This is a genomic window from Grimontia sp. SpTr1, from assembly GCF_947387585.1.
In the GTDB taxonomy this organism is placed as follows: Bacteria; Pseudomonadota; Gammaproteobacteria; order Enterobacterales; family Vibrionaceae; genus Enterovibrio; species Enterovibrio indicus.
This window is the reverse complement of record NZ_CANDOD010000016.1, coordinates 100,108-112,126: the sequence shown is the minus strand read 5'-3', so window position 1 is coordinate 112,126 and position 12,019 is coordinate 100,108. Positions and strand designations below refer to the sequence as shown.

11 protein-coding genes are annotated in these 12,019 nt (G+C 48.8%); 5 read left to right on the top strand and 6 right to left on the bottom strand.

Annotation, left to right across the window (positions count from 1 at the left end; translation table 11 throughout):
* Positions 1–7 precede the first annotated feature (7 nt).
* Together QL223_RS19885 and QL223_RS19880 are read right to left on the bottom strand one after the other, a co-directional pair.
* Positions 8–1,054, bottom strand: coding sequence for an ABC transporter permease subunit (locus tag QL223_RS19885; protein ID WP_281545758.1), 1,047 nt, complete (start codon positions 1,052–1,054; stop codon positions 8–10).
* Positions 1,054–2,079: an ABC transporter permease subunit gene (locus QL223_RS19880; RefSeq protein WP_063856835.1), complete on the bottom strand. Its 1,026-nt coding sequence runs from the start codon at positions 2,077–2,079 to the stop codon at positions 1,054–1,056. Before QL223_RS19880 ends, QL223_RS19885 begins: the two co-directional genes overlap by 1 nt.
* 371 nt (positions 2,080–2,450) lie before the next feature.
* Between QL223_RS19880 and focA the strand changes: the two genes are divergently transcribed.
* Positions 2,451–3,293, top strand: coding sequence for a formate transporter FocA (focA, locus tag QL223_RS19875; protein ID WP_281545733.1), 843 nt, complete (start codon positions 2,451–2,453; stop codon positions 3,291–3,293).
* A gap of 226 nt (positions 3,294–3,519) precedes the next feature.
* Here the strand turns inward: focA and QL223_RS19870 are convergent, their stop codons facing one another.
* The 4 genes from QL223_RS19870 to QL223_RS19855 all read right to left on the bottom strand — a co-directional run bounded on the left by QL223_RS19870 (position 3,520) and on the right by QL223_RS19855 (position 6,529).
* Positions 3,520–3,660, bottom strand: a complete 141-nt coding sequence (locus tag QL223_RS19870; protein WP_002540901.1) for a hypothetical protein — start codon at positions 3,658–3,660, stop codon at positions 3,520–3,522.
* A 252-nt stretch (positions 3,661–3,912) separates the two neighbouring features.
* Positions 3,913–5,028, bottom strand: a complete 1,116-nt coding sequence (locus QL223_RS19865; RefSeq protein WP_281545732.1) for a hybrid-cluster NAD(P)-dependent oxidoreductase — start codon at positions 5,026–5,028, stop codon at positions 3,913–3,915.
* A 132-nt stretch (positions 5,029–5,160) separates the two neighbouring features.
* Entirely contained in the window at positions 5,161–6,414 is a 1,254-nt protein-coding gene (locus QL223_RS19860; protein ID WP_281545731.1) for an aromatic ring-hydroxylating dioxygenase subunit alpha, read from the bottom strand.
* Complete coding sequence (locus tag QL223_RS19855; RefSeq protein ID WP_255350072.1) at positions 6,407–6,529, bottom strand: hypothetical protein; 123 nt, start codon at positions 6,527–6,529, stop codon at positions 6,407–6,409. The genes QL223_RS19860 and QL223_RS19855 overlap by 8 nt, the downstream gene beginning before the upstream one ends.
* A gap of 446 nt (positions 6,530–6,975) precedes the next feature.
* On the opposite strand from QL223_RS19855, the gene QL223_RS19850 reads away from it, so the two are divergent.
* From QL223_RS19850 to QL223_RS19835, 4 genes are all read left to right on the top strand, one after another.
* Positions 6,976–8,025 (top strand): hypothetical protein, encoded by a 1,050-nt coding sequence (locus QL223_RS19850; protein ID WP_281545730.1) that lies wholly within the window; start codon positions 6,976–6,978, stop codon positions 8,023–8,025.
* A gap of 73 nt (positions 8,026–8,098) precedes the next feature.
* Positions 8,099–9,169: a hypothetical protein gene (locus QL223_RS19845; protein WP_281545729.1), complete on the top strand. Its 1,071-nt coding sequence runs from the start codon at positions 8,099–8,101 to the stop codon at positions 9,167–9,169.
* Between the two features lie 276 nt (positions 9,170–9,445).
* On the top strand, positions 9,446–10,918 hold the full coding sequence (locus QL223_RS19840) for an EAL domain-containing protein (RefSeq protein WP_281545728.1): 1,473 nt from the start codon (positions 9,446–9,448) through the stop codon (positions 10,916–10,918).
* 112 nt (positions 10,919–11,030) lie between these two features.
* A complete protein-coding gene (locus QL223_RS19835) occupies positions 11,031–12,005 on the top strand; it encodes a hypothetical protein (protein WP_002540893.1) in 975 nt (324 codons plus the stop codon).
* The last annotated feature ends 14 nt before the right edge of the window (positions 12,006–12,019 follow it).

Here is a 12,019-nt window from a genome sequence, read left to right as displayed (position 1 = left end):
TTCCTTGTCAGACATAACGGGTGAATTTTTTCGGGTCGAATGCAGCGCGAACCGCATCGCCAATAAAGGTCACCATGGTGAGCACCAGCACAGTGGCGGTGACTACTGAGGTGACAATCCATGGGCTGTCGAGGTTTGACTTACCTTGCTGCAGTAACTCTCCCCAGCTCGGTGTTGGTGGCGCAAGACCAAGGCCTAGATAATCTAGCGCGGTCAATGCGGTTATGTTAGCCACAATGGTAAAGGGTGCCAGAGTGATCACCATGACCATGGTGTTAGGCAGAATATGTTTCAGCAGGATACGTGTGGTAGACGCGCCGAGTGCTCTCGCGGCCATCACGTATTCCCGTGCGGATTCTTTGTAGGTCATGGTCCGCATGTACCAGGTTATCCCCATCCAGCCGAATATGACGTTGATGGCGACAAAGAGGGTGAAGGTGGGCTTGGTGATCGAGACCAATATCATGATGACGTAGAGGAAGGGGATCATCGACCAGACTTCAATAAAGCGCTGGCTGATAAGGTCGAATTTGCCACCGAAAAAGCCCATGGCACAGCCAACAACGGTACCAATCGCAAAACAGATGGTCATGGTGGTGAGGGCGTACATCATGGCGATGCGAAAGCCATAAAACAGGCGCGCCAGCACATCACGGCCAATCACATCAGTCCCGAGGTAATGCTGGGATTCCACGCTTGGCGCATACGGTGGGAATTCCCCTTCGATAAAGTCCTGCTCATACGGGTTCCAAGGCACCAAAGGCATGATGACGAAGTTGCCTTTGTCTTCTTCCTCAAACAGCGCTTGAAGTTCACGGTAATTGGCTTCGCTTTGGTAATCCTGTCCAAACTCGGTGCCGAGGCGCACATCGCTGACCACAGGGAAGAATAGCTCTCCGTTGTAGCGCACCATCAGGGCTTTGCTATTAATGAAAAACTCAGCAAACAGGGAAAGCAGTAATAGGGTAGAGAGGACAATGAAAGACCAGTAACCCGGTTTGATTTCCTTGAAGCGTTTGATCTTCTTTTGCGTCAGTGGGCTGAGAGCCATCATCATTCACCAAACCTTACTCGTGGATCCACGAGTGCCACACAGATATCTGAAACGATGTTACCCACCAGCAGCATGGCGGCGTTAAGTGCCACAATGGCCATCACCACCGGATAATCCCTTTCCATAATGGCTTCATAGCCAAGCAGGCCAATGCCATCAATGTTGAACACCACTTCGATCAGGAAGGAGCCGGTCAGGAAGAACAACAGCGAGTTACCAAAATGGCTCGCCAGAGGAATCAAACTGTTCTGCATCGCGTGTTTACGCACCGCGTCTTTAAATGGCAGACCTTTAGCTATGGCGGTACGGATGTAATCGGCGGAGAGGTTCTCCATCAGGTTGTTCTTCATGGTGATGGTCAGGGTGGCGAAATCACCGATGATGTAACAAATCAGTGGCAGCACAGCATGCCAGAGCACGTCTTTAATCATCTCGCCTTTGGACTCTAAATCGTCAAAGTCATCAGAGGTAAATCCACCCATGGGGAACCAGTCGAGGTGGAAGGAGAAAACACTCAATAGCAGGATGCCGACCACGTAGCCTGGAAGGGCATAGCCGACGAAAATCAGCACGGAAGAAGCGTTATCAAAGGCGGTGTTGTGCTTAACAGCTTTGTAGTAGCCGAGAGGGATAGAGACCAAATAAGCAATCAGGAAAGTCATGCCGCCGTAGAACATGGAGACGGGAAGCCGCTCGATAATCATATCCAGTACGGGTTCGTAGTAGCGGGTAGATTCACCAAAGTCCAGCACCAACAGACGGTTCAGCCATTCCCAATATGCTTCCATCACAGGCTTGTCGAGGCCATAGAAGGCGTTCAGCTCTTCAAGCTGATATTCATCCAGCGAGGAGTTGTCCTGAAAACTCTGGGTTTGCGCCGACCCTTCCTCCATAAACTGGGATTGGGCAAGCATGCGCTCAACGGGCCCACCCGGCACAAATCGGGTGATGGCAAAGATCACTAATGTGATGCCAAGAAATGTGGGAACGACGAGCAATAACCGTCGCAGTAAATACGCTAACACAGACTGACTCTCTCCCTGTCCACTATGGTCAAAAGACCTTACTGCCTAAATATGATGGCAAATCATTAAAATTCAGGGTGATATTTGCAGACAACCCTACTTTTCCCTGCAGAATTGTCGGTTATAGAAATCCTGAAAGTGAATTGTGTTACGTCTTTGTGATGATTTCATCGCCCAAGAGACTTATTGCGAATTAACTCAAAAATTCACTTTAGGGTTCAGGCTACGCCAACAAAGGGTTTGACACTATCTTCTTGAACGTTATCTGGGCATTTTGTGCATTAAAAGTGAGATATTAATTTCCCCTTGAAAAAGTAAGCAAATGGAGAGATTATCCGCGCCCTCCCTGTTCACACTAAGTGCTATTAACCATGAACTTTACTCAGTTTGACTCTCTGCCACCGCCGCAGATCGCGGAGCGTGCTGCAGAAATTGGTGTAGCGAAAGCAACCAAAGACCCGTTCAAATCGTTCCTTCTGGCGATATCCGCCGGTATTCATATCGGTATTGCATTCATTTTCTATACGACAGTGACCACTGGTGCTGGTGACATGCCTTGGGGTATGACGCGCTTTGTTGGTGGTCTGGCATTCAGTCTGGGGTTAATCCTGGTGATCATTACCGGTGGCGAGCTATTCACGAGTTCGGTACTCACTTTGGTGGCGCGAGCCAGTGGTAAGATTACCTGGGGCGCGTTGTTTAAGAACTGGCTGGTGGTATACGGCGGCAACCTGATTGGTGCGATTCTGCTGGTGATCTGTATGCTGATCGCTCAGCAATACATGTTCGGCAACGGACAAGTGGGTATTAACGCCATGAACATCGCGCAGCACAAATTGCACCATGGCTTTTTCCAGGCGGTGGCACTCGGCATTATGTGTAACGTGCTGGTGTGCATCGCGGTATGGATGACCTACTCAGGCCGTACCCTGACCGACAAGATACTGGTGATGATTCTGCCGGTGGCGATGTTTGTGTCAGCAGGTTTTGAGCACTGCATTGCGAACATGTTCCAGGTGCCGATGGCGATTGGTATCAAGTACTTTGCGCCAGAGTCTTTCTGGGCGATGACAGGCATGAACGTGGCAGACTTTGCGGATCTGACTTTCACCAATTTCTTCATCAACAACCTAGTGCCTGTGACCTTGGGTAACATCATAGGCGGTGGCTTGTTTGTTGGTATTTGGTATTGGATGATTTACCTGCGCGACTAATACCAATCACAGTAAGTAGGTGACCAGAAATAGCGCAGGAAAAATGCTCGAGAACAAGGCGGAAAATTTCGATAAGTAGTTCTTCTACAGTCAAATTTTCATAAGCCCAACAGGAAAAAACAAAAAGGCCAGTGAGTGATCACTGGCCTTTCTTTTGGCGTGTCATTTTTTAGGATATGTCAGCGCTAGGGGAAACAAGCAGAATTCACAGCGCTGCCCAGCACGATCAGTTAGTGCTGCTGTCATCCTTTACCTGACACTCTGGGGCTTCAGAACCTTCCGAGCAGTCAGTAGCGGTGTCGCTGGCGAGTGCCAGGCCTGAGAAAAATACTGCGAAGGTTAACATCAGTGTTTTGAACATAGTCATTTCTCTATCTCCTATTTCCATTGGAGTTATTAAATTGGGTGTTTGCTGCAGCAGTTGTGCCAAGCCACCTCGTTAATATGGCGTCTTGGTAAGTACACTTTGGTTCATAACCTACTGAGTTTTGTTAGCGTTCGGTAATGGTTGTGTTAGGCAGGCTCTGTGTCTGAAATCTTGTACGTATGGTGATAAAAACAAAGAAGCTCCGTAAAGGAGCTTCTTTGGTATCAATCAGTTGGCGGGGATATTGGGGCTTCAGGTCTCAATCGACACATCATCAAGGGGCTTGCTACAACAGCTGAGAATGTAGCCTTCTTCAATTTCTTCGTCGCTGATCCCGCCGTTGTGCTCCATATTGACATTCCCTGACAGTAACCTCACTTTGCACGAACCGCAGATCCCCATGCCGCAAGCTTTAGGAATTTGTACGCCCAGCTTGGTACTGGCAGCATGCACGGTTTCGTTTTCGGTCACCGTGACGGACATGCCTTCATCAATAAATTCCACGCAGAATCCAGCTTGTGGCTGCTCATCCGCAATTTGCGCCAGTTCTGCAGACTCTTCTGCATCTTCAATGGCTTCCGGTGGTGTCTCACCGAAGCTTTCTTCGTGGTAACGCGACATGTCGTAGCCGATGTCTTTAAGCATGGCGCGCACGGCTCTCATGTAAGGCTCGGGGCCACAACAGTAGACCTCGCGCTGAAGGACATCCGGTGCGATGAGTTCGAGTATTTGCTGAGTCAGAAAGCCGCGATAGCCGTGCCAGCTTTCGCCGATGTCGTAGCGTTCACAGATAATGCTGAGCTCGAAATTGTCGATGCGTGACGCGATCAGTTCGAGCTCTTTCTTGAAGATGATGTCTTTTGGGGTTTGAGCGCTATGGACAAATTTCATGTCGACCAAACTGTTGGTGTCGTACCACCACCTGGCCATCGACATGACGGGCGTAATGCCAACGCCGCCAGAGAGGAATAGCGCTTTGTCGGTAGAGAAGTCGATGCAGTTGAAATTGCCTACAGGACCATGAACGGCAATCTCATCTTCCACCCGAAGGTTGTCGTGAAGCCAGTTAGAGACCAACCCATTTTTGACCCGTTTCACCGTAATTGAAAAGCTGTACGGAACTGAAGGGGAGGACGACATGGTATAGCTGCGCATGATTTGCTCGCCACCAATCTCCAGCTCCAAGGTCACAAACTGGCCTGGCTTGAAGAAAAACATGATGGGTGTCTGGCTCATAAAGCAGAAGGTTTTTACATCATGTGTTTCCTGAATCACCTTAACGCAGCGCACGACATGGCGGCCATTTGCCCAGGTCTGTGTATTGACCGGGTTCAGGCTGTCTTCGGTTAAGGGTTCCAGTTCGTTCATAGTGATTTTCCCTAAGATTTTTCGCGGTTTCCTGCTGCGATTGTGGGGTGGATTCAGGGTTTTAGATTACACAGGCACGACATACACTTACCTGAATGCACCACCCCGACTCACCCCATTTCTTCACTGGTTCTAACCCAGATTTTCTTTCATGCGCTCGCAGTACCAGTTGACGAAGTTGATCACCCCGAATTCATAGGTTTTGGAATAGGGACCCGGTTGATAGCCCATGGAATTTACGCCCAGCTGGTTATTTTCAGACAAGGTTCTGTCCTGCGCATTGGTCGCATCCCAGACATGGCGAAGGTTTTCCGGATCATAATCGACGCCTTCGACAGCATCTTTGTGCACCAACCAGCGGGTTATCACTTTGGTTTCCTGCGGGCTGATTGGCAGGATCTGAAACGCGATGTGATGATCGCCCATGCCGTGGTTCCAGGAATTTGGCAGGTGCAGAATGCGTAAGGCACCAAGATCCGGAGAGGTAATACGGCCGAGGAGCTTTTTGCTGGCGGCCTGACCATCCATTGTCATGGAGTGGGTACCTTCTTTTAACGGGGTACGAACAATGCGGTTACGGTTTTCGTAACGCATTTGATATTGATAAGGGATATCCATACCAGACCAGAAATTTTGCTGCTTCTCGACTAACGCTTTGAACTCTGGTGTGGCGCGGGGATCATTGTTGTCGTCCCATTCTAACAACGAATTCAGGAGCTCCGGGTGGGAGCCATCACAGTGATAGCATTCGCGGTTGTTTTCCACTACCAGTTTCCAATTGGCTTTCTCAATGATTTCGCTTTGTACCGCAACTTTTGAATTGTAGAGATCGTGCGGTTCCAGGTAGTACTCCATGTCTTTCACGAAGTCTTCAATGGGTGGTGCTGTTTCGGCAAGGCAAACAAAGATATAGCCGCCAGCAACCTGGCAATGTACAGACGCCAATCCATGGGTAGATCGATCAAAGCTCTCATCCATGTCCTGGCCGTTGTAGACCAGTGAACCGTCCAAATCGTAAGCCCATTGGTGATACGGACAGACGAGTTTTGGTGTTTTGCCTTTAGCGGCCAGACAGATCTTCGAGCCGCGGTGACGACAGGTATTATGGAAAGCACGGATTTCGTCTTTGTTATCGCGCAGGATGATGACAGGGCTAAGACCAATATCGACCGTGATGTAGCTGCCGCGTTTTGGCAGCTCACAACTCATGCCAGCGAAAATCCATTCTTTGTGAAAGATCTCTTCCATATCTATCTGGAACAGGGCTTCGCTGTTGTAAAACGGCTGCTCCAACGTGTGGTCGGGGATACGTCTTTCCAGCATGGTTTTCACGGCGTTGCGGTCAATAAGCGCATTATCAATGCGTTGTGCGGGCACTTTAGTCATCTTCTTTCCCTAGTGAAGTACCAATCATACCGAGGCTCTCTTGAACGTCAGTCCAAGCAATTAGCATCCAACCCGCCCACACTGCAGCCAGCAGTTTGCTTGGGTATACCTGCATAATGACCCTGTTTCTATGTGGAAAATTATTTAATTACGACTTCGGGATTGCTTGTATACGACCAAGAAGGATGCAAGCGCGGCATAGAGTCCGGTTTCATATCATGATTCGAAGTGCAACACGGCGTAAATCCGATCTGTTGACTCAGAGGATCTATATTGTCCGGAAAAAGTGATAAAAATATTAATAAGCAGGTTTATGCAATTGATTTGATTTAAATCATAAAGGGGATTTTTATGGGCAAATAAAAATAAAGGAGAGAGGTTAGGTGTTATGCAATCCAGCTTTCTTGTCGCATTTATACAAAGGTTGTCGCTCATTATTACACTTATAAATAACTTTTTATGTTGTTTATTAAATAACGAGAGCGAGATCTATGTTAACGAATTGTTATAATTTTCATTCTGCCCTACGCTGAGCGAGACCAATACAAAAGGGTGGTTAAAATGATAAAAACGATAGCAATGTTCTCACTAGCAACAGCAGCTCTCTCATTTCAGGCAACAGCCGCCATTGGCCAGCATCCAGTGGTGCTGGTTCATGGTTTACAACCCTCTCAACTCTCTGCAAGGCCGGGTCCTACAGAGGTCAGGGCTGATGGAGAGCAATACTGGGCACAGTATTGGAATACCCATGCCGATGTAAGAATCGATTGGCCTTCCCATGAGCGCGTCGCAGGGAAAATTGCCAGCGATTATGCCTGGCCAAAATTAAAACAACTTGCGCAAAGTAATACTTGTGTCAACGGATGTATTTTTGTGACTCACTCTACCGGAGATCTGGTCACGCGCTATATTTTAGATAATCAGGAAAATTGGCTTTTAAACGAAGGTTTACAGCCTTTAAATATTATTTCTACGTTTGATTTTGCCGGGGCAGGCGGTGGTTCTGAGCTCGCAGATATGGCCGTTAATATTGCAGAGGGTGGTGGTGTTTTAAACACAACCTTGCAATTTGCAATATCACTTTGGCTGGGTGAAATGCCAAATAGCAGTAATACTGGCGTGCTGAATGACCTGAAAGTGGCAAATGCCCGACAGATCGCCCCATTCCCGGATGGCCGTGTACCACGCATCCGATTTACCGGGGATTCGAGCGAGTATCTTGGCGTCACGTCGCCTTTCCTGCCGGGGCACGATGATGGCGTTGTCGCTTCCCATTCCACCTGCGGCTCCAGCACAGTAGGCAGTTTCTCCAGCTGCTCCCGCTCTGTCGCCTATGATGGCAAGTTGGCAAGTCAATCCCGTGGTGTATCGAGCTTTATGCCTCAGCACTACCCAATGCTAATGGGCAGCGGTTATACGCATGGGGGCGTGATTGGTGATGTTCACCAAGGAAAAGTGACTGCAGCGAACAGCCGTGTGTCTTTAGGAGATGGTACACAGGTTTCAGTGAGTACCTCTGATTCCTGGTCTTGGTGGAGCTGGGCGTATTTTCGTTACGTGAATGGCTCTGAAAACCACACCATGTCTGAGCTGGTGGCTAACCTGCGATAAGCGTGACCGGAGGGGCTTAGCTCCTCCGGTTCTAAGCCCCTGGGGGTTTGGCAGTTAAAATAAGGATGCATGAATGAAAAAAGCGGGGACTGTGTTGATAACATTGGCACTTGCAGGACTGGGCTTTTGGTTGCTTGGCGATAACGAAGAAGGTACGCCCAAGCAGGATACTGCTGCGGCGTTGCCGGAAAATGAAAATCCGTCTGTGCCTGAGCCAATCACGCAGCCTTTGCCATTAGCCAAGCAAGAAAACCCTGCTGTTGAGCCGGAGGAGCCGTTACCCGTAGTCGAGGTGCCTGAAGCCATGACAGCGCAATTTTCTTTGGTCGCGCAGACCTTTGAGCAAGAACTGCATTACCCTCCGTATTCACAGCCAATCTTATCAGCCGATAGCCCTTATCTTACGCCAAACCGTTTTTCCGAAGTTGAAATGCCCGTGTTGGATGGCAAAGAATCCGCCGTCTTGTCGCTCGATAAATACCGGTTTTTTTATCCGGAACCTGTTCACTTCAAAGTGAAAAGTGCCCTGCCGGTTCTCGGCATGCGGTATACCTTGTTGGATATCGCCAGTCGTGCGGAGGTAGCGAGTGGCCGTAGCGAGGACGCTTTGGGTGAAATGCAGCCTGACGAAAGCGCGTCTTCCCAGCTTAGACTGAAAGTGACGGTTCGCTTCGAGGGCGGCAGCGATGTACTGACGGCGGATATCAGTTATGCCAATCCTGTGGCGTATGTGACAGGCGCACAGCCCACTTTTACCCAGCAGGCTGACTGGATGATACCTGTCACCATTGATGCGAAACAGGGCGGCATTTATCGTCTTCGTGCCAATTTATACCGGGAAGATGGCACTCCTGTTGCTGTTCTTACCGAAAAGAAAAAGCTCAGTGAAGGCGAGGGCGAAATCATTCTGAAAGCGCACCAATCCGTGTTTGGCGGTCAAAGCGGCACCTTTACCCTGAAAGATTTGCAATTGGAGCGCATGTCAGGCCGTCCCGGTGAAGAAACCCAATATGGTGTGAGTCAGGTTGGGCAAATTGAACTTGGCGAGTTGAGTACGGATTCACTGAGCGACGCGCCCTACCAACCCTCAGATCAGGAACGCCAACAGCTTCGTTTTCTAAAGCATCTGGCGGGTGAAGCCTGATTGAACAGCGCCTTCCTCATTTAATCCAGACGCGGTTTTCTGCCGCACATCAAAATTTTGAGTTTTCACTCTAAAATCTCTATGACAGTCTCAGAATCCTTGTGATATACATCGCACTCCTGTTCGTGGTGTCCACTTTTCTCGACGGATTGATGGCTGGCTAATTGCTATCAATCAACAATTATTCGGCTATAAAGCGTATGATGTTCGGAAAAGTAGGCAGGTTATCTCCAAGATCCCACGGCCTCACATCTTTACTGAACAAGGTTTTCGAGCATGAAACGCAATGGGCGAGATTTGGTGTACTACCTGACGCTGGTATGTGTGCCGATGTTTTTTGCTGTGTTGCTGGGGCTGTATCTGTCCAAGTTGTCCATTGATAAACATGTCGATGACTTTGGAGGGATATACCTAAAAACCCTTGAACGAAAGATTGAGTCGCTGACCAACCAGGCACAGGTGATCATGAGTCATACCTCTAATTGCCGCTCTATCAAAAGCCGATTGAAACTCTGGCCAAGCGTGCATGATTTTGTGACCGTGAAAAATGGTCAGGTCATGTGTCAGTCTGACACTGTCTTTGACTGGGTCGACCCGTCTTTGATCACCGCAAATCTGACGCCAGGTATTCACAGCTATCCTAAGGCAGGAACAGTGGGTCATGAACAGGTATTGGTGATTGTTTCCCAAGATAAAAAGGATCTCGATACCCGTGGTATGGCTGTTGTCTCTTTAGACGAATTTATCAACTACATGGATATCTCAGACTCGCTGCAGTATGAAAAGCTGGCCGTTTGGATTGGTGACAAGTGTTTGTTTAACCGAAGCCAGTATGACCTTGAAAGCATGCATTACTTCAAATCGCAGCGTTTTCACATTGAGCTCGGCGTTGAACCCACGGAAAGCTATGTGCGTTACTCCATGCTGATGTTCACGTTGGCGAGTATTCCTCTTGGGCTGCTTATTTCCCTGTTCTCCCACCTGATTATCATGCGTCTGAAGCCCCGTTTTTCTCTCATCGAAGAAATTAAAACCGGTATGAAACGTGGAGAGTTCTATTTGATGTATCAACCGGTTTACGACGCAATGGGGGAGCTTTATGGCTTCGAAGCGTTGGCGCGTTGGCAGCATTCAAAGATGGGCGCAGTGGGGCCGGATATCTTCATTCCAGTCATCGAGCAGAATGGCTTGGGTGTTGAGTTTACCCACTATGTCTTTTCCCGCGCAGCCCAGGACATGGCATTGCTGCCTTCAGGAAAAACCTACCATTTAGGCATCAATGTCCCGCCGGAGTTTATGACCTGTCCGAGCTTTGAATCGGAGTTGGCCTATGTGCTGGGGTTGTTCGATGCGTTGCCCGTTTCCATTACGCTTGAGATCACTGAACGTCAGTTGTTGGACGACTCAGCGCTTACCCAGATTGACGCGGCGCGTCGCCTTGGCGTATCAGTGGCGATCGATGATTTCGGGGTAGGGCATACTTCATTGTCCATGCTGCAGCGACTTAACCTCGACTATCTGAAAATCGACAAGTGTTTTGTCGATACTGTGGGGGTAGATTCGGTGAATGCGCCCGTGTTGGAGTCCATCATTGAACTTGCTCATCGTCTGAACATCGCGATTGTCGCAGAAGGGGTAGAAAACGGAGAACAGGTTGAATTTCTTATTCACCGTGGCTGTCAGTATCAGCAAGGATATTTTTACTCAAAGCCTTTGATGGTGGGCGATCTATTGAACCAGCTTAGTTAAGGTTAACAGAACCAAGTGGCATTGCTCTCAATCCGGCAAATTTGATGTGCGACGACCGTGAGATCCACTACGCTTAAAAAAGCTTCGTAAACATGAACATAAGGATCCTGGTTTGGTCGCAACACTTCGTCTTATCGAGAATCCGGCACTGGTCAGTTGTCACTCCGAACTGACGGACACGGACATTTTGTGGTGCGACCTACTTCAAGACGAACGCTTTTCGCAAGAAATCCGCAAACTTAGCCAATACGTGGTCGATTACCGCGCCAACCTGAAAAACCATCTCGACCACAAGCTGGCAGAACCCCATCTGTTTCTGCTGTGTAGCCGCGAAAAAGTGCGTTTCAATATCTTCAAACGGCCTCGTTACAATTTCCTGACCAAAAAAACCACATTCCACTTTCTGGTTGGCAAAGAACAGCGCAAAGTCTCGGCGGCTGTGAAACTGGGGGATCACTTTTTCGAAAACACTCCGCACCCTAAAGTCCTGCTCGAACCTAAATTTGTCACCTTACTGACAAATAAAAACGAAGACATCACCCTCTCTGTTCATGATTTCCTGTTCGGGACAGGTATTGATGTTGAGGTGGAAAGCAAAGTTGTGGCGACCGGCAGCTCACCTTCACCTTATTGGGAGGGGGCGCAATCTCTGGTATCTGCGCTGAGTCATGAAGCGTCAAAACATATGTCTTCTGATACTGACCTGCTGGTGTATCTGGGGGGATTTGATTGCAATGTATTAGCTATCAAGGGTGATCGTGAAGTCGAACCAGAAAGCCTCGGCATGCCGAACGGTGAAGGCGCTAAAACGCTAGCCTTGATGCTGGCCCGCGCTTACAGCATTTACTTTCTTGGTGAGAGTGAAAACAAACCGGCGCTGCGAAGTGCCTACGGTAACTTGCTGCGCTATATGAGAAACCGCAATTTGGTTCGGATAACGTTAACCCACTTCTATGAATTTGATAGCGAGTACTTACATCTTGGCTCGGATTCCAGAGAATATGCGCTGAACCACGAGTTTGTTATTACCCTTGAAGACGGCGTTATGCATATTGATGGCGAGCCGTTTCAACCCAGTTTCACGTAACCCCCGAGCCTGCC

Coding starts and splice junctions, on each gene's coding strand:
- QL223_RS19860 (WP_281545731.1), bottom strand. CDS start 6,414: ATGACTAAAGTGCCCGCACAACGCATTGATAATGCGCTTATTGACCGC.
- QL223_RS19840 (WP_281545728.1), top strand. CDS start 9,446: ATGAAACGCAATGGGCGAGATTTGGTGTACTACCTGACGCTGGTATGT.
- QL223_RS19870 (WP_002540901.1), bottom strand. CDS start 3,660: ATGACTATGTTCAAAACACTGATGTTAACCTTCGCAGTATTTTTCTCA.
- QL223_RS19855 (WP_255350072.1), bottom strand. CDS start 6,529: ATGCAGGTATACCCAAGCAAACTGCTGGCTGCAGTGTGGGCGGGTTGG.
- focA (WP_281545733.1), top strand. CDS start 2,451: ATGAACTTTACTCAGTTTGACTCTCTGCCACCGCCGCAGATCGCGGAG.
- QL223_RS19845 (WP_281545729.1), top strand. CDS start 8,099: ATGAAAAAAGCGGGGACTGTGTTGATAACATTGGCACTTGCAGGACTG.
- QL223_RS19850 (WP_281545730.1), top strand. CDS start 6,976: ATGATAAAAACGATAGCAATGTTCTCACTAGCAACAGCAGCTCTCTCA.
- QL223_RS19865 (WP_281545732.1), bottom strand. CDS start 5,028: ATGAACGAACTGGAACCCTTAACCGAAGACAGCCTGAACCCGGTCAAT.
- QL223_RS19885 (WP_281545758.1), bottom strand. CDS start 1,054: ATGATGGCTCTCAGCCCACTGACGCAAAAGAAGATCAAACGCTTCAAG.